The sequence below is a fragment of the Streptomyces himastatinicus ATCC 53653 genome, from assembly GCF_000158915.1.
In the GTDB taxonomy this organism is placed as follows: Bacteria; Actinomycetota; Actinomycetes; order Streptomycetales; family Streptomycetaceae; genus Streptomyces; species Streptomyces himastatinicus.
The window spans coordinates 5163344-5185969 of the sequence record NZ_GG657754.1 but is presented as its reverse complement, the minus strand read 5'-3'; the positions used below and the strand labels follow the sequence as shown (position 1 = coordinate 5185969).

Genomic DNA, 22626 nt, shown 5'->3' with positions numbered 1-22626 from the left:
GCAGCCGCCGCTGGGCCACGAGCGAGCGGTAGAGCGCCCCCGCGGCCTGCTCCGAGGGCGGTATCTGGTCGGCGGGGGTGCCCATGGCGAGCAGGAACTCGCGCAGCACGGCGGCGGGTTCCGCCTCCTCACCGCCGCTGAAGCCGCGCAGATCGGCGAAGAGCCGCCCGTCGGGGAAGGCGGCGGCGTACGCATGGCCCCAGTGCACGGCCAGCCCCGTCTTGCCGACCCCGGCGGGCCCGGTGACGAGGGCGATGCCGCCCTCGGCGGGGAGCCCGGCGGGAGCACCGCCGTACGGCCGGTCCTGTCCGGCGCCGGGCAGCGCCAGCCGGGTCAGCTCGGCCAGCTCCGCGTCCCGGCCCAGGAACCCGGCGGGAGGCCGTGGCAGCAGCTCCGGCGCGGGGCCGGAGGCCGCCGCGGCTGCGGCGGGCGCGGCAGGTGCGGCTGGGGCCGCCGCCTCGCCCCCGACGCGGGGATCGCGCGGTTCGCGGGGATCACGTGGCTCGGGCTGCGGTTCCGGCACGGGCGCGGCGCGCAGGATCTCCTGGTACGCGGCGCTCAGCCGCTCCCCCGGGTCGACGCCCAGGTCGTCGGCGAGCATCTCGCGGGTGCGGTGGAACCAGGCGATCGCGTCGGACTGCCGCCCGGTGCGGTACAGCACCAGCATCAGGTCCGCGATCAGCCCCTCGCGCAGCGGATTGCCGAGGGCCGCCGGGTGCAGTACGCTCGCCGCCTTCTCGTACTCGCCGAGCGCCCCGTGCGCCCGGGCGAGGGCCTCGACTGCGGTCAGCCGCCGCTCCTCCAGGGCGTGCGCGGCCGCCGCGAACGGCGGGCTGGCCACCGTCCCGGTGAGCGCCGGGCCGCGCCACAGCCCGAGCGCCCGGCGCAGCATCGGTACGGCGTCGGCGGGCGCGGACTCGGGGTCGGCGCCGGCCACCAGGTCGTCGAAGCGCACGGTGTCCACGAGCGTGGCGGGCAGCCGGAGCAGATAGGCGGAGCTGTGGGTGGTCAGCTCGATGCCGTGCTCGTCGGCGCCGCCCTCCGCGAGGGCCGCGCGCAGCCGGGAGACATGGCCCTGGATGACGGTACGGGCGTGGGCGGGAGGCTCGTCCTCCCACAGACCCGCGACCAACTGATCGACGGAGACCGTCGAGTTGGGGCGCAGCAGCAGCATCGCGAGCACGCTGCGGCGTTTGGCCGGCCCCAGCGGAAGCTCGACGGGGGCCTCCACGGGGCCCGTGGTAACGGTCACGGGGCCCAGCAGGGAGAAGTCCAACTCAGCCCTCCAGAAAGGCGGTCAGTGCCTTGGCGAGCAGCCGCGGGTCCTGTGCGCCGCACAGTTCGCGCGCGGAGTGCATGGACAGGATCGCGACGCCGATGTCGACGGTGGCGATGCCGTGCCGGGCGGCGGTGATCGGGCCGATCGTGGTGCCGCACGGCATCGCGTTGTGGGAGACGAAACTCTGCCAGGGCACGCCCGCGCGCTCGCAGGCGGCGACGAAGACGGCCCGCCCGGAGCCGTCGGTGGCGTACCGCTGGTTGACGTTGACCTTGAGGATGGGACCTCCGTTGGGCCGTGGGTGGTGGCCCGGTTCATGGCGTTCGGCGTAATTGGGGTGGACCGCGTGGCCGGTGTCGGAGGACAGGCAGACGGTCCCGGCGAAGGCCCGGGCCCGGTCCTCGTAGCCGCCGCCGCGCGCGTAGACGGAACGTTCGAGCACGTTACCGAGGAGCGGGCCGTCGGCCCCGGTGTCGGACTGGCTGCCGTTCTCCTCGTGGTCGAAGGCGGCGAGCACCGGGATGTACGGCAGCTCCGGGCGGGCCGCGACGGCGGTGAGCGCGGCCGTCCCGGCGTGCACGGACAGCAGGTTGTCCATCCGGGGCCCGGCGACCAGCTCGCGGTCCCGCCCGAGATAGGCGGGCGGCTCGACGCTGTGCACCATCAGGTCCCAGCCGGTCACGTCCTCCGCCGCGACCCCGGTCTCCTCGGCGACGAACCGGATGAGGTCGCCCTCCTCGGCGCTGCCCAGCCCCCAGATGGGCGTCATATGGCGCTGCTTGTCGAGCTTGAGGCCGTCGGTGTTCACGGACCGGTCGAGATGCACGGCGAGCTGCGGCACGCGCAGCAAGGGTCTGTCGACGGTGACGAGATGGCTGGAGCCGTCCCGGAGGGTGATCCGGCCGGAGAGCCCGAGGTCGCGGTCGAGCCAGGTGTTGAGGAGGGCACCGCCGTAGATCTCGACGGCGATCTGGCGCCAGCCGTGGGCCCCGGTGTCGGGGATCGGCTTGACGCGAAGATTGGGAGAGTCGGTGTGAGCGCCGACAATTCGGTACGGAGTGGACGGGGTCGCGTCCTCCGGCACGTACCAGGCGATGATCGCGCCGCCCCGCAGTACGTACCGCCCGCCCGCCGCGCCGTCCCAGGCCGCCGTCTCCTCGACCTGCCGGAACCCCGCCTTCTCCAGGCGCTCTGCCGTGTTCGCCACCGCGTGGTACGGCGAAGGGCTGGCGCGGAGGAAGGACATCAGGTCATCGGTATGGCCGCGGTCGATGCCGGGGTGTGCGCTCATGACATCAGCATAGATTCGGGACCGCCCCGCCCGCCGGGGAGCCGTGCGCCCAGGGGCGGGTGGTGAAGGGGGCCCATCCGTGGGGTCGCGTTGATCCAATCTGATGAAAGCACGTCAGACCGGCGGTATAAAACTCGCGTATCTGCCGATAGTCCCCTTAACCGCTCACCGACGCACTCAAGGGGACAGCGGATGCGCGTTCTTCGACACCTCCTCGTCGTCCTGGGGTCGCTGCTGCTGCTGTGCGGCGGAGGACAGGCCATGGCGGACCCCGCCGGGCTGCTCCCCGCCGGGCGGCTGCCCGCACCGGCCCCGGCGCCCAAGCCCACGCCCGATGCGGCGGGGGCGGAGGACGGGGCGGATGCCGGTGCCAAGGGCCACCCGCCCTGTCCCACCACCGACCGCACCGGGGGAACCAACTCCGCGCCCACACAGCCGTTCCAGCGGTACTACAAGGGCGACTGGCGGCTCGGGCCCGCCGAACTTCCGCGCAGGGGCGCGATCGGACAGATGCTGAGGGGCTACGAGCGGCTGGACGGCCTGTCCGCCTCCGCTTTTTTGACGTGCTACTGGAACGAGCAGACCGGCGGCTGGTGGTATCCGTACCCGGACGGCTGGGTCCTGCTGAACGGCGTACCGCTCAAGTCCACCATCACGCTGAAGGTGGGTCAGAAGGTCGATCTCTTCGGCAGCGGCTTCGGCCACTTCCTCGCCCCGGCGGGCACCCCGTACGCGGAGCGCGCGCTGCCGCCGAGCAACCTGAACACCTACGATCCGGCGTACCCGTACGGCTATCACCTCTACGAGGTCACCAAGCCGTTCCTGGTGGACGCCGGGCCCATCCGACCCTGGTTCGCCCAGCCGGGCTTCGGGCTGCAGTATCTGACGGGACCGTCGATTCCTCAGCTCGTTGCCGCGGGTAACCTGCGGCCGCTGAACTGACCACGCATCCTGGTGCCGTGGACAGAACGGAACTCGTCCGGGTGCTGCGCGCCGAGCAGGTCCCGGACGCTTTGTACGACATTCCCGGCGCGGCCGACATCGAAGTCCAGCCGGACGCCTACTACTTCCTGCGGCCCGCGCCGGACGGCGGCTGGGTGACGGGACTGTGGGAGCGCTCGGTGGACAAGGACGTCAGCCGCTTCGCCACCGAGGACGAGGCGTGCCAGGACCTGCTGGCCAAGCTGCGGGCCCGGCCGCGTCCGCCCGAAGCCGGGCAGGAGACGATCGAGGAGCTGCTGGCGCAGAACGAGGAGCTGCGGCGCCAGGCGCGTGAGGAGGTGGAGCGGGCCCTGCGGGAGCACCCGCCCGACAAGGAGACATGAAGAGGCGGGAGCCGGCCGCCCCCCGGTGAAGGAGAGGGGCGACCGGCTCCCGGGTCTGTGGAACGAGGCTTGGGACGTTAGAAGGCGGCCTCGTCCAGGTCCATCAGCTCCTTGGTGACGGACTCGGCCAGCGCGCGCTGCACCGAGACGCCCGGCAGGACCTCGTTGGCGAAGAACTTCGCGGCCGCGATCTTGCCCTCGTAGAACGGCACGTCCTTGGTGGTGGCCCCGCCCAGCTTCTCCGTGGCCACGGCCGCGCCGCGCAGGAGGAGGTAGCCGATCACCACGTCGCCGGAGGCGAGCAGCAGCCGGGTGGCGTTGAGGCCGACCTTGTAGATCGAGGAGACGTCCTGCTCGGTGGCCGAGAGGTCGGTGAGCATGGCGCCCACGATGCCCTCCAGGTCGACCGCGGCCTGGGCGAGCCGGTCGCGGGCCGGGGCCAGCTCCTCGCCGCCCGCGGCCTCCGCCAGGAACTTCTTGATCTCCTCGGAGAGGACGGTCAGCGCCTGGCCCTGGTCCCGGACGATCTTGCGGAAGAAGAAGTCCTGGCCCTGGATGGCGGTGGTGCCCTCGTAGAGGGTGTCGATCTTGGCGTCCCGGATGTACTGCTCCAGCGGGTACTCCTGGAGGTAGCCGGAGCCGCCGATGGTCTGGAGGGACTGCGCCAGCTGCTCGTACGCCTTCTCCGAGCCGTAGCCCTTGACGATCGGCAGCAGCAGGTCGTTGAGGCGGCTGTTGGCCGAGGCGTCCTCGCCCGCGGCCTCCTGGACCATGATCTCGTCCTGGACGGAGGCGGTGTAGAGGACGAGCGCGCGCAGGCCCTCCGCGTACGCCTTCTGCGTCATGAGCGAGCGGCGCACGTCCGGGTGGTGGGTGATGGTGACGCGCGGGGCGCTCTTGTCGGTGAAGGCCGCCAGGTCCGGGCCCTGGACGCGCTCCTTGGCGTACTCCAGCGCGTTGAGGTAGCCGGTGGAGAGGGTGGCCATGGCCTTCGTGCCGACCATCATCCGGGCGAACTCGATGATCTTGAACATCTGGCGGATGCCGTCGTGCTTCTCGCCCAGCAGCCAGCCCTTGGCCGGGGTGTCGGCGCCGAAGGTCAGCTCGCAGGTGTTGGAGACGCGCAGACCCATCTTGTGCTCGACGTTGGTCGCGTAGACGCCGTTGCGCTCGCCCAGCTCACCGCTGTCCCAGTCGAAGTCGTACTTGGGGACGACGAACAGGGACAGCCCCTTGGTGCCCGGTCCCGCGCCCTCGGGGCGGGCCAGCACGAAGTGGATGATGTTGTCGGAGACGTCGTGCTCACCGGAGGTGATGAAGCGCTTGACGCCCTCGATGTGCCAGGTGCCGTCCTCCTGCTGGACCGCCTTGGCGCGGCCGGCGCCCACGTCAGAGCCCGCGTCGGGCTCGGTCAGCACCATGGTGGAGCCCCACTGCCTGTCCACCATCAGCTGCGCGATCTTCAGCTGCTCCTCGGTGCCCTCGTCGTGCAGCACCCCCGCGAAGGCCGGTCCGGAGGCATACATCCAGATCGGGGTGTTGGCGCCGAGGATGGTCTCGGCCGAGGCCCACAGCAGGGAGCGCGGGCAGGAGGTGCCGCCGAGGCTCTCCGGTACCCCGAGCCGCCACCACTCGGCGTCCATGTACGCCCGGTAGCTCTTCTTGAACGACTCGGGCAGCGGCGCCGTGTTCGTCTTCGGGTCGAAGACCGGCGGGTTGCGGTCCGAATCGGCGTAGGAAGCGGCCAGCTCGTTCTCCGAGAGCCGGGATATCTCGGCGAGCACGCTCTTGGCGGTCTCGATGTCCATCTCCGCGAACGGTCCGGTGCCGTACAGCTTGTCGCGGCCGAGCACCTCGAAGAGGTTGAACTCGATGTCGCGGAGATTCGACTTGTAGTGCCCCATGGCGACGGCTCCGTAAGGCTCGGGAGAGGCAGGGACCTCTTCGTGGCGCGGTATCGATCAAGCAGAGTCCGGTGCAGTCAATCCGGTGTCGCCATGATGCTACCCGTGGGTAATAAAGGGCAACCCTCAACCCGCTAACTGTGACTCAGTACGCTTCAGCTCATGTACGGCTACGACCAGAACGCGAGCGCTGGGCAGGGTTACGCCGCCCCGCCACCTCCGCCGCAACAGCAGCCGCATGCGTCACACCACTCACAGCCGGGGCCCGGCTACGGTGGGCAGCCGCTGTACCCCGAGCCCTCGCCGCCGTCCCTCGCGGACGCGGTGCGCGCCTTCACCACGGGCTCGATGGCGGCCGAGGACTTCCAGCAGATCTTCGCGGCCTCCAAGGTCTACTGTCCGCGCGGTGACAATCCGGGTTTCCTCGCGCTGCACAACACCCAGCAGCCGGTGATCCCGATGTTCACCTCGCTCAAGGAGCTGCGGCGGTACGCGGGCAAGGAGTCCAAGTACTTCGTGATCACCGGTGCCGAGGTGATCGACCTGCTGCCGACCGGCTACGGCTTCGTCCTCGACATGGAGGGTGAGCACCGCATGGTCTTCGACGCGAAGGCCGTGGAGCAGATGGTCGACTTCGCCATGCGGCGCATGTATGGCTAGACGCCATCGCTTCGCGGATGGCTGAGGCATCCCTCACACCCCTCGTGTCCCGCTAGAGCCGGAATAGGGCCCCTCTTGCGGGTCGTTCAGCCTTCAATTAAGTTGAATGATGAACGACCGAGGAGGCCGTCATGCCCGCAGTGACCGTAGACAACCCCCTGACCCTGCCCCGGGTCGCAGCCCCCGCCGAGGCGCGCCCGCGTCCGGCGCTCGGCGTCGCCACCGCGCCCAGCGGCTTCGAGGGCGAGGGATTCCCGGTGCGGCGCGCCTTCGCCGGCATCGACTACCAGCACCTCGACCCGTTCATCATGATGGACCAGATGGGCGAGGTGGAGTACGCGCCGGGCGAGCCCAAGGGCACCCCCTGGCACCCCCACCGCGGCTTCGAGACCGTGACGTACCTCATCGACGGCACCTTCGTGCACCAGGACTCGCACGGTGGCGGCGGCACGATCAACGACGGCGACACCCAGTGGATGACCGCGGGCGCCGGGCTGCTCCACATCGAGGCCCCGCCGGAGTCCCTGGTCATGTCCGGCGGCCTCTTCCACGGGCTCCAGCTGTGGGTGAACCTGCCGAGCAAGGACAAGATGATGCCGCCGCGCTACCAGGACATCGGTGGCGCCAAGGTCAAGCTGCTCACCTCCGCCGACGGCGGTGCGCTGCTGCGGCTGATAGCGGGCGACATCGACGGCCACCAGGGCCCGGGCGTCACCCACACCCCGATCACCATGCTGCACGTGTCGCTGAACCCCGGCGCCGAGCTGACCCTGCCCTGGCGCACCGACTTCAACGCCCTGGCCTACGGGCTCGCCGGGCGCGGCACCGCGGGCGCCGAGCAGCGGCCCTTCCGCACCGGGCAGACGGTGGTCTTCGGCGACGGTGACGCGCTGACGATACGGGCGGACGCGGCGCAGGAGTCGCGCAGCCCCAACTTCGAGGTGGTGCTGCTCGGCGGGCAGCCGATCCGCGAGCCGATGATGCACTACGGCCCGTTCGTGATGAACACCCACGCCGAACTGTCCCAGGCCTTCGACGACTTCCGCGCCGGAAAGCTCGGCACGGTTCCGGCTGACGCCGAGTAAGCGGGACCGGGCGCTGTCCCGGGCCCGTGCCTCGGCCCGAGCGGCCGGGCCCGGACGATGCGGCGGCTCCGCCTCCGCAGCCGCCCCGCGGCCCCGGTGCCGCGGGCCTACGGCTCCGGCGGGCGTTCGTGCAGTTCGTACCAGATGCACTTGCCGTCGCCGCGCGGGTCGACGCCCCAGGCGTCGGCCAGCATTTCCATCAGCATCAGCCCCCGCCCCGACGACGCGAGTTCGCCGGGGCGGCGGCGGTGCGGCAGCTCGTCGCTGCCGTCCGCGACGTCGAGCCGCAGCCGTCTGGAGCCGCGCCGCCCGCTGACCTCGGCGACCAGCAAGGCGTCCCCGTCGGTGTGCACCAGGACGTTGGTGACCATCTCGGAGAGCAGCAGCACCGCCGACTCGACCTGGTCCGGGTCCGCCCAGTCGTGCAGCATGTCGCGCAGCTGGCGGCGGGCGCCCGCTATCCGCTCCGGCTCGGCCTGCGCGAGCGTGATCGCGGTACGCCGCACCGGCGCCGAACCGGGCCCGACCAGGCACACCTCCGCGTCCCGGCGGATCAGCAGCAGCGCTATGTCGTCCTCGCGGCGGTCGGCGAGGGGGCCGGTGGTGTGGTGCGAGGGCGGCCCGTGCACGGCCTGCACCAGGGCCTCGGCGAGCGCTTCCAGATCATGGGGGCCGTCGGTCGCGGTCGCCGGGTGCTCGAAGATCGACCGGATCCGGTCCCAGCCGGTCTCCAGATCGTGGCCACCGGTCTCGATCAGCCCGTCGGTGCACATCAGCAGCGTCTCGCCGGGCTCCAGCACCAGCCGGGTGGTGGGGTAGTCGCCCTCCGGGTCGACGCCCAGCGGCAGTCCGCCCGCGGTGGGGCGGATCATCATCGTGCCGTCGGCCAGCCGGACCGCCGGGTCCGGATGGCCCGCCCGGGCGATGTCCAGGGTGCCCGCGACCGGATCGACCTCCATGTACAGGCAGGTCGCGAACCGCGGGTCGTTGGCCCCGTCCCCGCCGGGGTCCGCGAGCCCGCACAGGAAGCGGGAGGCGCGGGCGAGCACCGCGTCCGGGTGGTGGCCCTCGGAGGCGTACGCCCGGACCGCGATCCGCAGCTGCCCCATGATCCCGGCGGCCCGGACGTCATGCCCCTGGACGTCGCCGATCACCAGGGCGGTGCGCCCCGAGGGCAGCGCGATCACGTCGTACCAGTCGCCGCCGACCTGGAGCCCGCCGCCGGTCGGCACGTAGCGCGCGGCCACCGTGAGCCCCGGGATGTCGGGCTTGGCGGCGGGCAGCATGGAGCGCTGGAGGCCGTCCGACAGCTCGCGCTCGGTCTCCTGGAGGGCGGCCCGGGACAGCGCCTGGGCCAGCATCCGCGCGATCGTGGTGAGCACCGAGCGCTCGTCGGGCGAGAACGCGACCGGGTGCGCGAACCCGGCCATCCACGCGCCGATGGTGCGGCCCGCGACGATCAGCGGCAGAAAGGCCCAGGACCGGCGCTTGAGGGGCCGCATCCGGCGCCAGGCGGCCGGGAACCGGCCGCGGTACTCCTCCGGCGAGGGCAGATAGACCGCCCGGCCGGTACGGACCACCTCGGCCGCCGGATGGTCGGTGGCCGCCGGCATGTCGGCGGCGGGGTGCTCGGTGTCGATGCGGTGCCCGTGGTGGCCGATCAGCGAGATCCGGTCCCCCTTGACGCCGAAGACCGCGAGCCCGTCCGGCGAGAAGCCGGGCATGGACAGCCCCGCGGCCACCCGCAGCACCTCGGCGGTGGACATCGCCTCGGCCAGCGCCCGCCCGGCGTCCAGCAGGAACGCCTCGCGGTTGCGCCGCCAGTCGCCGGTGACCGGGGTGCCGCCCGCGGTGGTGCCGGGCAGCGGTTCGGGGACCTCCTGGAGGGTGCCGATCAGCAGCTGACCGTCTCGGCCGTCAGCGCGGTCGACCGGCCGCGACCGGGTGCGCACGGTGCGCAGCACCTTGCCCTTCTCGTCCACGATGCGCATCCGGGCCTCGGCGAGGGTGCCCTCGGCCGCCGCCAGCGCCACGATGGACTGGATCTCCAGCCAGTCCGCCGGGTGGAAGCAGGCCCGGGCCGCGGCCTCGGGGAGCGTGACCGCCTCGGCGGGCAGCCCCACCAGGCGGGCCGCTTCGGCGTCGTAGGAGACGGCGCCCGAGACGCTGTCCCACCGCCACAGTCCGGTCGCTATGGCGGCCAGCAGGTCCTCGGTGCGCATTGCGCTACCTTATGGGCATTTTCCGCGCGCTTACCAGTGAAGGTCACGGCGCCGGTAGGCTTGGCCGGAAGCTACACGAGGGTACGCAACAATCCCGACCTGACGACTTGGATGAATGATGCATCGGTACCGGTCCCACAACTGTGGCCAGCTCCGCGCCGCTGACGTCGACACCGACGTACGGCTCTCCGGCTGGCTGCACAATCGACGGAACCTGGGCGGCATCCTCTTCATCGATCTGCGCGACCACTACGGCCTGGTGCAGCTCGTCGTCCGGCCCGACACCGCGGCCAACGAGAAGCTCAGCTCGATCTCCAAGGAGAGCGTCGTCCGCGTCGACGGCCGGGTGATCGCCCGCGGCGCCGACAACGTCAACCCCGAACTGCCGACCGGCGAGATCGAGGTCGAGGTCGCCGACGTCGAGGTGCTCGGCGCGGCCGACCCGCTGCCCTTCACCGTCTACCCGGAGGACGGGGTCGGCGAGGAGCGGCGTCTGGAGCACCGCTTCCTGGACCTGCGCCGGGAGCGGATGCACCGCAACATCATGCTGCGCTCCGCCGTGATCTCCGCGATCCGGCAGAAGATGACCGCGCAGGGCTTCAACGAGATGGCGACCCCGATCCTGTCCGCCACCTCGCCCGAGGGCGCGCGTGACTTCCTGGTCCCGTCCCGGCTGCACGCGGGCAAGTTCTACGCCCTGCCGCAGGCCCCGCAGCAGTTCAAGCAGCTGCTGATGATCGCGGGCTTCGACCGCTACTTCCAGATCGCGCCCTGCTTCCGCGACGAGGACGCCCGCGCCGACCGCTCCCCGGGCGAGTTCTACCAGCTCGACGTCGAGATGAGCTTCGTCGAGCAGGAGGACGTCTTCGAGGTCATCGAGAAGGTGATGACCGAGCTGTTCGAGGAGTTCGGCAACGGCCGCCACGTCACCTCGCCGTTCCCGCGGATCCCGTTCCGCCAGGCGATGCTGAAGTACGGCTCCGACAAGCCGGACCTGCGCGCGCAGCTGGAACTGGTCGACGTCAGCCATGTCTTCGCGGGCTCCGGCTTCAAGGCGTTCGCCGACAAGCACGTGCGCGCGCTGGCCGTGCCGGACACCGCCGAGCAGCCGCGGAAGTTCTTCGACCAGATGGGCGAGTTCGCGGTAGAGCAGGGCGCCAAGGGTCTTGCCTGGGTCCGGATCGGTGAGGACTCCAAGCTCACCGGGCCGATCGCCAAGTTCCTCACCGACGAGGACGTCGAGAAGCTGATCGCCGAGGTCGAGGGCAAGCCCGGCACGTCGATCTTCTTCGGCGCGGGCGACTTCGACGAGGTCTCCAAGATCATGGGCGCGGTGCGCGTCGAGGCCGCCAAGCGGACCGGCCACTTCGAGGAGAACGTCTTCCGGTTCTGCTGGATCGTGGACTTCCCGATGTTCGAGCGGAACGAGGACACCGGCGAGATCGAGTTCTCCCACAACCCGTTCTCCATGCCGCAGGGCGGCCTGGACGCGCTGGAGAACCAGGACCCGCTGGACATCCTGGCGTGGCAGTACGACATCGTCTGCAACGGCACCGAGCTGTCGTCCGGCGCCATCCGGAACCACGAGCCGGACGTGATGTTCAAGGCGTTCGGGATCGCCGGATACTCCCGCGACGAGGTCGAGCGGGAATTCGGCGGCATGCTGCGCGCGTTCCACTTCGGGGCGCCGCCGCACGGTGGCATCGCCCCCGGCGTCGACCGCATCGTCATGCTGCTCGCCGACGAGCCGAACATCCGCGAGACCATCGCCTTCCCGCTCAACGGCAACGCCCAGGACCTGCTGATGGGCGCGCCCAGCGAGGTGGACGAGGCCCGGCTGCGCGAGCTGCACCTGTCGGTGCGCAAGCCGCAGATCAAGCAGGCCGAGAAGGCCGAGAAGGCTGAGAAGCCGGTCGAGGGGAAAGACGCCGAGTAACGGCGCGGAAGAGAGAGGAGTCCGTGCCCGGTGGGTTCCCAGGGGTGGAGGACACAGTGAGGGTACGGATTCCGGCCGTTGCCACGGCCTTGCTCATCGCGGTGCTCGCGGGCTGCGCGGGACCCGGGGACGGGTCCCGTAAGCACGCCGCGGACGCCAAGGGCTCCGCGGACGCCAAGGGCACCGCGGGCCGGTCCGGCGCGGCGGGCGCCCCCACGGGCACACAGAGCCCCGCCGGGCGGCCCGCCCCCGCCGAGCGGGCGGGCGACCTGCCCGGGCTCGGGCCGCGCACCCGCGCCGAGGTGCCCCGGGACGCCGAGCAGGTCGTGGTCGTCACCGGCAACGGCCGTAACGCGACCCGCTCCTCCGTCGTGCTCTACGAGCGCTCCGCGGCGGAGGGGACCACCGGCGACCGGGAGGGCGACGCCGACGGCGGCCCCACCTGGCGGGCCGGACCCTCCTGGAAGGCGCACAACGCCGCCCGCGGCTGGACCGACCACCACCGGCAGGGCGACCTCCGCTCCCCGATCGGCGTCTTCCCCCTCACCGACGCGGGCGGGAAGCTGCCCGACCCCGGCACCCGGCTCACCTACGACCACGCCGAGCAGGGCTTCACCATCACCGGCACCGGTGCCGAGGGTGAGCCGCTGGCCGGGGCCTTCGACTACGTCGTGGCGATCAACTACAACCGGAAGGCCGGGACCTCCCCGCGCGACTGGACCCGCCCGCTGGGCGAGGACCGGGGCGGCGGCATCTGGTTCCACGTCGACCACGACGGGCCCACCCAGGGCTGCGTCAGCCTCTCCAAGGCGCATATGCGGAAGCTGCTGCGTACGCTCGATCCCGCGCGCCATCCGGTCGTGGTGATGGGCCCCTCGGACTCGCTGGCCCGCTGACATGCCTCGCTGAACCTTCGGCGGGCCGACTTGGCTCATTGACGTCGTTCGCACAGGCATTCACAGGGAGCACCCATGCCCTTGCCAGGTTGCGGCTCTAGCGTCCTCTGCCATGACCGAACCCCAGGAGAACACCCCCGCGAACGGGCGGGACATGACGAGGCGTCGGGTCGTCGTGGCGGGCGGCGCCGCGGTCGCGGCAGCCGGATTGGGCACCGTCGCCGCCACCACCGCCTCGGCCTCGCCCGACGGCTCCACCTCCGCCTCGCCCTCGGCGTCGGCCTCCTCCCCGTCCAAGGAGGTCTGCTACAAGCTCACCTCGGAGACCACCGAGGGCCCGTACTACATCGACGCCGACAAGATCAGAAAGAACATCACGGAGGGCAAGGCGGGCATCCCGATGACCCTCCGGCTCAAACTGATCGACTCCGAGACCTGCAAACCGCTGGCGAAGGCCGCCGTCGACATCTGGCACTGCGACGCGCTCGGGCTGTACTCCGGCTACGAGGACTCCAGCAGCGGCGGCGGCACCCCGCCGACCGGCGCGCCGCCCACCGGCACCCCCACGGACACGCCCACCGGCGCACCGACCGGGGCCCCGCCCGGCGGCGGCCACCAGGATCCGACCGACGACAAGCGGTACCTGCGCGGCACCCAGCTCACCGACCGGCACGGGTTCGTGGAGTTCACCACCGTCTTCCCCGGCTGGTACCGGGGCCGGTGCGTGCACATCCACACCAAGGTGCACGTGGGCGGCAAGATGACCGACTCCGGCTACGAGGGCGGCCACGCCTGCCACACCGGGCAGCTCTTCTTCGACGAGGAGTCCGTGCTCGCCTCCGCCGAGGTGGCGCCGTACAGCACCAGCACCACTCCGCGCACCACCCTGGACGAGGACACCATCTACCCCGGCAACGGGGCCGAGGGCGGTCTGCTGAAGCTCCAGTACCGCAAGGGGAAGATCGCCAAGGGGGTCGTCGGCTCGCTGACCCTCGGCGTCGACCCCGACGCGACGAACGACGGCACCGGCATGTGACGGCGGCCCCCGGGGAGCTCGTGGGGGGCTCTCCGGGGGTTCCGGCTCCGGTTCCGGTTCACGTCCGGTTCCGGGCACCACGTACGGCCGCCCAGCGACATCGCGGGCGGCCGTTTCGCTGACAGCTACCGGAGATCCCTGAGCATCACCGCGTAGTGGGGCGAGTCGTCGTGTGACGTGGACTCGTCCACCTTTCGATACCCCCAGCTCTCGTAGAGCCGCACGACCTTCTTGTGTGCGATCTCCACCTGAAGCGACACCACCCTCGCATCGACGGGAGCTATCAGTGCGTCATGGATCGTCTTGGCTCTGCCGGTCCCGCGCCACTTGGGTAACACCATGAGTTCCGACAGCGCGAACACGGGGCCTCGTAGATCACTGGGCCGGGTGCTGCCTTGCCACCAGCCACCGGGCGCGAGGACTGAGCCGTAGGCATAGCCGACCGGGCCGCCGTTCTCCCAGCCGGATACGCATCTCCAGTTCTTCCGTGAGGACCACAGGTTCAGGAAGTACGTGAAACGCTCGCGAGAGTGGAACGGGTCGGGGTCGTCTGCATACACCTCGTCGTGGATGTCCAGCAGCATCGAACGCACGTCTTGAGCGTCGACGTGACCGTACCGCCTCAGATCCATTGTCGAGACTCCTCAGTCCACCCCGTTACTTCAGGGGCCTTCGATCCGGAGGCGATGAGCAGTTCGCGCCCCCTGGCCAAGGTCTTGGCAGTCCTTCGTGACCCGGAGCCGGGAAGCAGCAGGGCTGACGCCTTCCTCGCGGTGGCGCAGCCCAATTCAAGCTCACCCTGCCTGACCTGCGCCAGAGATAGATGCGCGGTGAACAGCGCTCTGTCGCGGGCCATACCCTCGGGAATGGCCGACAGCGTTCGGTGCAGACAGAATTCCGCCCGGCCGTGCTCCCCGACCGCTGTCCATACGTACGAGGACAAGGCGTCGAACTCGGCGACCCCGTAGAAGCTGATCCAGTCTGAGCGCACCGACTGAGCGATGCGGCCGAAGTGCTTCTCTGCCAGTTCGAGAGCGCGTAAGGCGTCTGTGCGCTGATCCAGTCGGGCCAGCGCGTTGGCGTTGCGCATGTGCCCGAGAGAGGCAAAAAGAGGATCACACCGTGCTGCGGTCGATCGCTTCATCACATCGGCAGCAGCAGCAGCCTCAGCATGGTTCTCTCGCATACTCGACGCGAGCATCAGGTGATCCCACACGCGGTACCTCGTCTGGCTATCTCGCGACAGGCCGGCCAAGGTCATGGCCTTGTCCAGGTGTGCGCGAGCCCGCTTCGGGGAGCTTGCGTCGAGGGCGGCGAACGCCGCAGCCGCCATCGCGTCGGCAGCAAGACGATGCAGCATGTCCCGTACGCGGCTGGAGACCGCCCCGGTGGTGAGCGCGGACTGGACCCGCGTACCAAGCTCGATGGCCAGGTTCTCCACCCGCCTCGTGCCTCCTACAACCCGGTCTTCCTGGAGGATCTGCACGTAGTCCTGATGAAACCTATCGACGTCACTGATACCCAGCCGTTTCTGCCTTCCCTGCGGAATAGCGAGGCTCAACCCCGCTCCGCCTACTGCATTGACGAATGCGCGACGCTGCACGGGCCCGTCCTCCGATGGTGCACGACTCTTCCTGCGCCGGGGGGTGAACCCTAAGTCCTCGGACGAGGTGTCGAGCACCTCTTCGATGCAAAGCCGGATGCGGTCTTGCGGCCACTTGGTCTCGTATCGCAACCAGCGGCGCACGTCTGCGTCAGTGACTAATCCAGGAGAACCGGTCAATCGTTCGACCGCAAGGTTGATTTCCCTGGCCAAACCGACCTGGGAGAAGCCGAGTTGTTCGATTCGCGCTTCCAGCTTGGCGTTTGCGTACACAGGACGAAGGTAGCGCTCCGCGATCAGGTCACGACAGCGTGAAAGTAAAAATCACCGGGGTCATGCGCTGTACTTCCACCTGGTTCCACCTGTCGCCGCTGTCGTGCCGGTCGTTCACTGGGTGTCGCCTGGAGTCACCCCCGAACCCGAAGGTGAGGAGCGGCGTGAGCACGATGACCGAGCCATCAGCAACGGGCGTCCCCGCGTACAGCGAGACGATGCGTCGAGAGCGGGAATCGGCAAGTGCGGCGCGGGGACTGGTGTCGTCGTCGCTGCGGGTGTGGGGCCTGGAAGACGTCGAGGACTCGGCCTGGCTGGTGGTGACCGAGCTGGTGTCGAACACCGTCAAGCATGCGCGGCTGGAAATGATCCGGGTGAAGGTGTCGAGGGTCGGCCCCAAGCGCGTGCGGATCGCGGTCACCGACCGGTCCCGCAAGCTGCCGACTCTGTGCGACGCGGGGGAGGACGACGTGAATGGCCGGGGGCTGGCGATAGTCGCTGCGATGTCCCAGAAGTGGGGCGTCGATCCAATGCGTTGGGGGAAACGGGTTTGGGCCGAGCTGGAGGTCAGCCCGTGACGCCGCTCCGCGCCCAGGTGGTCTACGTCCTGACGGTGCTCGCCTCATTGGCGGCCGTGGGCTACGGCATCGCGACGAAGTGAAGATTCCCCTCCGCCGATCCAGTCAGGTGTCGGCATGGGGTTGAGACGCCCCGGGCCTGCAACCGCCCCCCGTCGGAGGCAGGCCCGGGGGTCCCCGGTACAGGAGCGAACGAATGGCCTGGCGAGAGTGGGCGACCGGCGAGTGCTGGCTGTACTGCGAGCGCTCTGGCGTCCTGGTGCTGTTCGTCGGCCCGTTCCAGGAAGACGGATGGCACGCGCCGATCTTCGCGTGCGAGGACTGCCTGAACCGGATGCGCGGCAAAGCACGCCGGTACATCCAAGCGCGGGACCAGGCTCCCGCCCGCTGATCTCCGGCCCCCGGCCGCGCTGCGTCACGGCGGCCGGCCGGTAGCCGGTTTCCACCCGAATCCACGGAGGCCGCATGACTGCACGACCGATCATCACTGGCGAACAGGCCGCGTCCTGTTACTTCCGCACGACCGTTGACCATCCCCACCGCAAGGCTCTGATCCAGGTGTGCGAGCCGTGCAACGAAAAGTGCGCACACTGCTTCGTGTCCGCGACGAAACGCGGCGACTACATGCCCCTCGACGGCGTCCGGGAACGGCTGATCCCACAGCTCGCCGAGGCCCGGGTGAACCGGGTGACACTCACCGGCGGGGAGCCGTTCATGCATCCCGACCTGCTCCAGATCACGGCCGACTTCCGTGAGGCAGGCATGGGTGTCGGGCTGTGTACCAACGCGACGATGGTCACCGACGAGCAGATCCGTGAACTCGCTGCGCTCGACGCTCACATGAATGTCAGCCTGGATGGGTTCTCTGCCGACTCGCACGGGAAGTTCCGGGGCCGACCCGAGGGCTTCGACGAGACCGTGGCGACGGTGAAGCGGTTCGCGAAGGCGGGCATTCTCCAGGGGCTGCTGTGCACGCCGAACAACCTTGCACAGGACGAGGAGTACGCCGAGCTGTGCGCGTTCGCCCGGGACCAGGGCGCGACGTACGTACTGATGAACCCGCTCGGCGAAATGGGCAGAGGTGCGAACTCGTCACGGAAGCTGCGCCGCCCGGACGATCACATGCGGCACATTCGCGACCTGACGATGCCGTTCGCCGACGAGGGCGTGGACATGGTCCACATCCGGTTCCCGAACGACGGCAAGCCCCTCTCCGGGTGTGAGGCGGGGACGATCATCTACGTCTTCACCAAGGGCGAGGTCGCAGTCTGCCCCTACCTGGCGTTCGCCGCTCGCACGAAGGTCAGCCAGCACCCGGACACGGACTTCCTCGTCGGGAACGTGTGGGAGCACGACGACGTGGCCGCGCGACTCGACGCCTACGGCCGGTTCAGCGACCGGTGGGACCTCGGCGGGAACGACACGTGCGGAGGCTGCTCCATGTCGAGCCGCTGCGGGAAGGGCTGCCCCGCGGCCGTCGTCGCCGCCGGGCACCGCATCGGCGCCGTCGACAGCGAGCAGTGTCCCGTCGTGCCGCACCAGCCCCGTGCGCTTCCCGTGGTGGGGGTGTCGTGACCGGGATGTTCGTGACGATCGACGGACCGGGCGGCGTGGGCAAATCCACCCTGACGGCCGCCGTCGTCGCCGAGCTGCGCGCCGCCTGCGTGACGGCGCACGCCACACGGGAGCCCAGCGACACCGCACTGGGGCGACTCGCCCGGCAGGGCACCGACGACTACCGCGGCATGGCGATGGCCTGCCTGATCGCAGCCGACCGGTACCAGCACCTTGAAGACGAGATCCGACCTGCGGTGGCGCGTGGCGACGTCGTCGTGTGTGACCGCTACGTCGCCTCCTCGCTGGTGCTACAGGTGATGGACGGCGTCGGCCGTGACCTGGTCTGGGAACTCAACAGGCACGCCGACATGCCCGACCTGGCCGTCATCCTCAACGCTCGCGACGACGTGATCGAGAAGCGTTTGACCGAGCGGGGCGCGCACAGCCGCTACGAGCGGGAGTTTGGCAGCAGCCAGCGGGAATGCGCGGCGTTCCGCGAAGCGGCTAGGTTCCTCATGGCCGCAGGCGTGCACGTCGTCCAGTTCGACGTGACCACCGAAGGGCCGGAAAGGATCGCTCGCGACATCGTCGCGGCGATCAGGAACCGTGGATGAGGTGCAGCTCATGACCAGCCAGGCGAGTTCGCTCGACGTGCTGACGTTCAACCTCAATAATCCGTCAAGAGAACGCGCCGAACGCCAGCTCGCGTACCTCGCGGCGCGGCCCGAGCAGGTGCTTGTACTGACCGAGACGGTCGACAGCGCTGGCTGCACCTTCCTGGCCTCCCAGTTCGGTGACGCCGGATACGCGGTCACCTTTTCCCGGCCGGAACGTGGCGAGCGCGGCGCGATGATCGTGAGTCGCCTGCCGACCCAGCAGGGGCCGGCCTCCGTCGGGTACCTGCCGCACCGCGCGGTGTCGGTGACCGTCGCGACCGATGAAGGCCCGCTCGACATCACCGGCCTGTACGTGCCCTCTCGGGATGCGTCGGAAGCGAAGACCACGCGGAAGCGGACGTTCCTCGAACAGTGCCGCACGGGTTTGCCGCGCGGTGACGCCGGGTTGGGGCTGGTGCTCGGCGACTTCAACGTGCTGGAGCCTGAGCACAGGCCCACGTACCGGTTCTTCCAGCCGTTCGAGTACGGGTTCTACGAATGGTTGGGGGCGACCGGGTACCGCGACGCGTTCCGCGCGTTGCACCCGGACGCCGCCGAATACTCGTGGGTGGGCCGGACCGGTGACGGCTACCGCTACGACCACGCGCACGCGTCGGCGCGCCTGGCGGCCGAGCTACGTGCCTGCTCCTACGTCCACGAACCGCGTACGGGTACGGACCGGCTCACCGACCATTCCGCGCTCACCGTCTCGCTCGCTCTGCACCCTGCGAGGACGCTGCCGGTAACCGACCCCACTGAGGCCGCCGAACTGGTACCGGCGCTGTTCTGACCCCTGGAGGACTGTGATGGATGAGACCTGGAAGACCGTCGAGCGGTTGCGTGAGTGGCTGGATGCGGAGAGCCCGCTCGCCCCTGACGCGACGCGGATCATGCGTGTACTCAAGATCACCGAGGAGGCCGGGGAGGTCGCCGAGGCGATGCACGGAATGCTCGGCTCGAACCCGAGGAAGGGCGCGAGCCACACCGAGGACGACGTCCGCAAGGAGCTGTGCGACGTGATCCTGACGGGCATGGTCGCGCTCGCCTCGTTCACGCCGGACGCTGCCAGCGTCTTCGAGGAGCGGCTGCGGCAGATCGCTGACCGCTCGTTGGGTTGACCCGAGCGGGTGATGCATACGGCAACTATGGCGCTGAGTAAGTTTTGATGCCCTGTCGACGCGATGTGCCCGCGTACGACGTGATGCGCTGAGCGTCAGCGCGGGAAGAGGTCGGTCAGCCGCCGGTCCACGCCGCACGGCTCGCCCCGCTCCGCGCGGGCGGCCCGGTGCACCGCGCGCAGCAGCCGCCGGGGCGTGGTCCGGTGCTGCCACAGCACCGCCCGTACGCCGTACTCCATCACCGTCAGCAGTTCCGCCTCGCGCAGCTCGCCCGCGACCAGGACCACCCGCTGCCGCCCGCCCCGCACCAGGTGGCGCAGCTCGGCCCCGGCGCGGGCGTCGAGGCGTTCGGCGAGCATGACGGCCACCGTGCCGGTCCGGTGCGTCAGCTCGACGCTGGGCTGCTGATCCAGATGGCGGACGACCCCGGCCCGCGCGAGCGGATCGGGGCCGTGGACCGACACCGTGACACTTGGGTCCGGCACTGGGTTCCTCGACTTCCCTGTGGAGGTTGCCTCCACAGGGTCATCGAGCGGGCTAAACGTACGGTTGCCGAACGATCGACGCCGTCCTTACTTCGCCTTGGGCTCCGTGGGCTCCTCGGCCGCCACCGGCTCCTCCGTGCCGCCGAAGCGCTCCCGGTAGGACTCCAGGTCCTCCTCGGTGATCTTCGCGAAGAGCACCGGCGGCACCGTGAAGCCCGTGCCCGCCGGGACCGACGCCAGCGCCCTGGCCTCCTCCTGGCCGACCCACCGCGCGGTGTCCCCCTCCAGCGCGAACGCCGACCGCATGGCCGCCGCCGCCGCCGGGATGAAGGGCTCCGAGACGATCGCGTAGAGGTGGATCAGGTTCATCGCCGTGCGGAGCGTGAGGGCCGCCGCCTCCTGGTCGGACTTGATCTCCAGCCAGGGGGCCTTCTCCTCCAGGTAGGAGTTGCCCGCGCTCCACAGGGCGCGCAGCGCCGCCGCCGCCTTGCGGAACTGGAGCGTGTCCATGTGCTCCTCGTACTCCGCCAGCAGCCGCGCGATCTCCTCGCCGAGCCGCTCCTCGGCCTCCCCCGCGGCCTTCCCCGCCGGGACCTCGTCGCCGAACCGCTTGCGGGAGAACGACAGCACCCGGTTGACGAAGTTGCCGAGGGTGTCCGCCAGGTCCTTGTTGACCGTGGCGGTGAAGTGCTCCCAGGTGAAGGAGGTGTCGTCGGACTCGGGCGCGTTCGCCATCAGGAAGTAGCGCCAGTAGTCGGCGGGCAGCACCTCCAGCGCGGCGTCCGTGAACACCCCGCGCTTCTGCGACGTGGAGAACTTGCCGCCGTAGTACGTCAGCCAGTTGAACGCCTTGACGAAGTCGACCTTCTTCCAGACGTCCCGGGTGCCGAGCAGCGTGGCCGGGAACATCACCGTGTGGAACGGGACGTTGTCCTTCGCCATGAACTCGGTGTAGCGGACGGTGGTGTCCACGTCGTACCACCACGACTTCCAGTCGCGGTTCTCCGGGTCCCGGTCCGCCCACTCCTTCGTCGCGCCGATGTACTCGATCGGGGCGTCGAACCACACGTAGAAGACCTTGCCCTCGGCCGCCAGCTCCGGCCAGGTGTCCGCCGGGACCGGAACGCCCCAGTCCAGGTCGCGGGTGATCGCGCGGTCCTGGAGCCCCTCCGTCAGCCACTTGCGGGCGATGGAGGAGGCGAGGGTCGGCCACTGCTTCCCGTTCTCCTCGACCCAGGTCCCGACCTCCTCGGCCAGCTTCGACTGGAGCAGGAACAGGTGCTTGGTCTCCCGGATCTCCAGATCGCTGCTGCCGCTGATCGCGGAGCGGGCGTCGATCAGATCGGTCGGGTCCAGCACCCGGGTGCAGTTCTCGCACTGGTCGCCGCGGGCCCGGTCGTAACCGCAGTGCGGGCAGGTGCCCTCGATGTAGCGGTCGGGGAGGAAGCGGCCGTCGGCGTTGGAGTACACCTGCCGGATCGACCGCTCCTCGATGAAGCCGTGTCCCTTCAGCTCGCGCGCGATCCGCTGGGTGATCTCGACGTTCTGCGCGGAGGAGCTGCGGCCGAAGTAGTCGAAGGCCAGGCCGAAGCCGTCGTAGATCGCCTTCTGCGCGTCGTGCTGCTGCGCGCAGAACACGTCCACCGGCAGCCCCGCCTCCTTGGCGGCCAGCTCGGCCGGGGTGCCGTGCTCGTCCGTGGCGCAGATGTACAGCACGTCGTGGCCGCGCTGGCGCATATAACGGGAGTAGACGTCGGCCGGGAGCATGGACCCCACCATGTTGCCCAGGTGCTTGATCCCGTTGATGTAGGGAAGGGCGCTGGTGATGAGGTGTCGAGCCATTGCAGGCTGCTCCCAAGTCGGTACGGTGGGTGACTTTCGGCTCGCTGCACGGGTCGCAGCGGCCGCCCATATCGTATCCGAGCGCCGAGGGCCACCCGCGCGGTGTTTCGGTGCGCGGATGGCCCTCGGCTGTGCTGTGTCCGTACTACGCGAGGACGCCCGCGGCCCGAGCCCCCTCGAGCCACCCCGGGAACGCCTTCAGCAGCTCCCCGTAGACCTCCGCGTCGGACAGCGACCGGGGGTCGAGACCGGCGTGGAAGAACGCCGCGTTGTCCAGCGCCCGCTTGGCGGGTACGGCGAGCGCCGGTGAGGTGCCGAGCTTACGGAGGAAGTCGAACCCCTTCGCTTCCGGATCGCCGAACCCGACGAACTGCCAGAACAGCGGCAGCCCCGCCGCTTCGCACAGCGCCTTCTCGGCCGCCGCCTTGCCGGTGGGCGCGCCGTCCGTCTGGAAGACGACGAGGGCGGGGTCCTTCGTGCCGGACGCCTTGTAGTGCTCGATCACCGCTTCGATCGCCCGGTGGTAATTCGTCCGCCCCATGTGCCCGAGCGAGGCGTGCAGCTCCTCGACCCGGCCGTTGTAGTCGTCCACGGCGATCTCGGCGGTGCCGTCGATGTCCGTCGAGAAGAACACGATGGGCAGGGTGCCGCTGTCGTTGACGCTCGCCGAGAGGGCGAGCGTCTGCTCGGCGAAGTGCTGGACGGTGCCGTCCTTGTAGTAGTTCCGCATTGAGCCGGAACGGTCGAGGACGAGGTAGACGACGGCCCGTGCCCCGCCGAGCCCGAGCCCCGCCAGCGCGTCCCCGGCAGCGGCCCCCTTCCCGGCGAGCCCGCCGAGGTCCACGTTGCCAGCGGTGGCGGTGGCGGGCTTGTCGTCGGC

General features: G+C 70.0%; 22 protein-coding genes. 13 read left to right on the top strand and 9 right to left on the bottom strand.

Translation table 11 applies throughout. The annotated features are described in order from the left end of the window. Positions 1–1276: AfsR/SARP family transcriptional regulator (locus SSOG_RS21835; protein WP_009716409.1), on the bottom strand; the 1276-nt coding region annotated here is incomplete at its 3' end. A 1-nt stretch (position 1277) separates the two neighbouring features. Further along, positions 1278–2570: a M18 family aminopeptidase gene (locus SSOG_RS21830; protein WP_009716408.1), complete on the bottom strand. Its 1293-nt coding sequence runs from the start codon at positions 2568–2570 to the stop codon at positions 1278–1280. A 192-nt stretch (positions 2571–2762) separates the two neighbouring features. On the opposite strand from SSOG_RS21830, the gene SSOG_RS21825 reads away from it, so the two are divergent. Together SSOG_RS21825 and SSOG_RS21820 are read left to right on the top strand one after the other, a co-directional pair. Next, complete coding sequence (locus tag SSOG_RS21825) at positions 2763–3512, top strand: TNT domain-containing protein (protein WP_086015802.1); 750 nt, start codon at positions 2763–2765, stop codon at positions 3510–3512. Positions 3513–3529: 17 nt separating this feature from the next. Further along, positions 3530–3895, top strand: coding sequence for a hypothetical protein (locus tag SSOG_RS21820; RefSeq protein ID WP_009716406.1), 366 nt, complete (start codon positions 3530–3532; stop codon positions 3893–3895). Positions 3896–3972: 77 nt separating this feature from the next. Here SSOG_RS21820 and SSOG_RS21815 read toward each other — a convergent pair whose 3' ends face one another. Further along, the gene (locus tag SSOG_RS21815) at positions 3973–5799 is read right to left on the bottom strand and encodes an acyl-CoA dehydrogenase (protein ID WP_009716405.1); all 1827 of its coding nucleotides are present in this window, start codon (positions 5797–5799) and stop codon (positions 3973–3975) included. A gap of 162 nt (positions 5800–5961) precedes the next feature. Here SSOG_RS21815 and SSOG_RS21810 point away from each other — a divergent pair, with 162 nt between their 5' ends. Beyond that, on the top strand, positions 5962–6459 hold the full coding sequence (locus SSOG_RS21810) for an SseB family protein (RefSeq protein WP_009716404.1): 498 nt from the start codon (positions 5962–5964) through the stop codon (positions 6457–6459). Positions 6460–6590: 131 nt separating this feature from the next. After that, complete coding sequence (locus tag SSOG_RS21805) at positions 6591–7544, top strand: pirin family protein (RefSeq protein ID WP_009716403.1); 954 nt, start codon at positions 6591–6593, stop codon at positions 7542–7544. Between the two features lie 107 nt (positions 7545–7651). Here SSOG_RS21805 and SSOG_RS21800 read toward each other — a convergent pair whose 3' ends face one another. After that, the gene (locus tag SSOG_RS21800) at positions 7652–9766 is read right to left on the bottom strand and encodes an ATP-binding SpoIIE family protein phosphatase (RefSeq protein ID WP_009716402.1); all 2115 of its coding nucleotides are present in this window, start codon (positions 9764–9766) and stop codon (positions 7652–7654) included. A 118-nt stretch (positions 9767–9884) separates the two neighbouring features. On the opposite strand from SSOG_RS21800, the gene aspS reads away from it, so the two are divergent. From aspS to SSOG_RS21785, 3 genes are all read left to right on the top strand, one after another. Then, positions 9885–11702 (top strand): aspartate--tRNA ligase, encoded by a 1818-nt coding sequence (gene aspS, locus SSOG_RS21795; RefSeq protein ID WP_009716401.1) that lies wholly within the window; start codon positions 9885–9887, stop codon positions 11700–11702. 56 nt (positions 11703–11758) lie between these two features. Continuing rightward, the gene (locus SSOG_RS21790; protein WP_106516653.1) at positions 11759–12598 is read left to right on the top strand and encodes a L,D-transpeptidase family protein; all 840 of its coding nucleotides are present in this window, start codon (positions 11759–11761) and stop codon (positions 12596–12598) included. Positions 12599–12710: 112 nt separating this feature from the next. Next, entirely contained in the window at positions 12711–13634 is a 924-nt protein-coding gene (locus SSOG_RS21785; RefSeq protein WP_039938312.1) for an intradiol ring-cleavage dioxygenase, read from the top strand. Positions 13635–13759: 125 nt separating this feature from the next. Here SSOG_RS21785 and SSOG_RS21780 read toward each other — a convergent pair whose 3' ends face one another. Together SSOG_RS21780 and SSOG_RS21775 are read right to left on the bottom strand one after the other, a co-directional pair. After that, a complete protein-coding gene (locus tag SSOG_RS21780) occupies positions 13760–14266 on the bottom strand; it encodes a GNAT family N-acetyltransferase (protein ID WP_009716398.1) in 507 nt (168 codons plus the stop codon). Then, complete coding sequence (locus SSOG_RS21775; RefSeq protein ID WP_245606343.1) at positions 14257–15510, bottom strand: NsdA family TPR-like regulatory protein; 1254 nt, start codon at positions 15508–15510, stop codon at positions 14257–14259. Before SSOG_RS21775 ends, SSOG_RS21780 begins: the two co-directional genes overlap by 10 nt. Before the next feature lie 173 nt (positions 15511–15683). Here SSOG_RS21775 and SSOG_RS21770 point away from each other — a divergent pair, with 173 nt between their 5' ends. The 6 genes from SSOG_RS21770 (at position 15684) to SSOG_RS21745 (ending at position 19419) form a co-directional block, all read left to right on the top strand. Beyond that, positions 15684–16088: an ATP-binding protein gene (locus tag SSOG_RS21770; protein WP_039938309.1), complete on the top strand. Its 405-nt coding sequence runs from the start codon at positions 15684–15686 to the stop codon at positions 16086–16088. Between the two features lie 196 nt (positions 16089–16284). Further along, entirely contained in the window at positions 16285–16479 is a 195-nt protein-coding gene (locus SSOG_RS21765) for a hypothetical protein (protein WP_009716395.1), read from the top strand. Between the two features lie 74 nt (positions 16480–16553). Next, on the top strand, positions 16554–17663 hold the full coding sequence (locus SSOG_RS48715; RefSeq protein WP_009716394.1) for a radical SAM/SPASM domain-containing protein: 1110 nt from the start codon (positions 16554–16556) through the stop codon (positions 17661–17663). Positions 17664–17668: 5 nt separating this feature from the next. Then, the gene (tmk, locus tag SSOG_RS21755) at positions 17669–18259 is read left to right on the top strand and encodes a dTMP kinase (RefSeq protein ID WP_039941505.1); all 591 of its coding nucleotides are present in this window, start codon (positions 17669–17671) and stop codon (positions 18257–18259) included. A gap of 10 nt (positions 18260–18269) precedes the next feature. Next, positions 18270–19091, top strand: coding sequence for an exonuclease/endonuclease/phosphatase family protein (locus SSOG_RS21750; protein WP_039941504.1), 822 nt, complete (start codon positions 18270–18272; stop codon positions 19089–19091). A gap of 16 nt (positions 19092–19107) precedes the next feature. Continuing rightward, positions 19108–19419 (top strand): MazG-like family protein, encoded by a 312-nt coding sequence (locus tag SSOG_RS21745; protein ID WP_009716391.1) that lies wholly within the window; start codon positions 19108–19110, stop codon positions 19417–19419. Between the two features lie 95 nt (positions 19420–19514). Here SSOG_RS21745 and SSOG_RS21740 read toward each other — a convergent pair whose 3' ends face one another. The 3 genes from SSOG_RS21740 to SSOG_RS21730 all read right to left on the bottom strand — a co-directional run bounded on the left by SSOG_RS21740 (position 19515) and on the right by SSOG_RS21730 (position 22590). Beyond that, positions 19515–19904: a response regulator transcription factor gene (locus tag SSOG_RS21740; protein ID WP_050799921.1), complete on the bottom strand. Its 390-nt coding sequence runs from the start codon at positions 19902–19904 to the stop codon at positions 19515–19517. Between the two features lie 87 nt (positions 19905–19991). Next, on the bottom strand, positions 19992–21746 hold the full coding sequence (gene metG / locus SSOG_RS21735) for a methionine--tRNA ligase (protein WP_009716389.1): 1755 nt from the start codon (positions 21744–21746) through the stop codon (positions 19992–19994). Between the two features lie 145 nt (positions 21747–21891). Then, a complete protein-coding gene (locus SSOG_RS21730) occupies positions 21892–22590 on the bottom strand; it encodes a VWA domain-containing protein (RefSeq protein WP_009716388.1) in 699 nt (232 codons plus the stop codon). Positions 22591–22626: the final 36 nt, after the last annotated feature.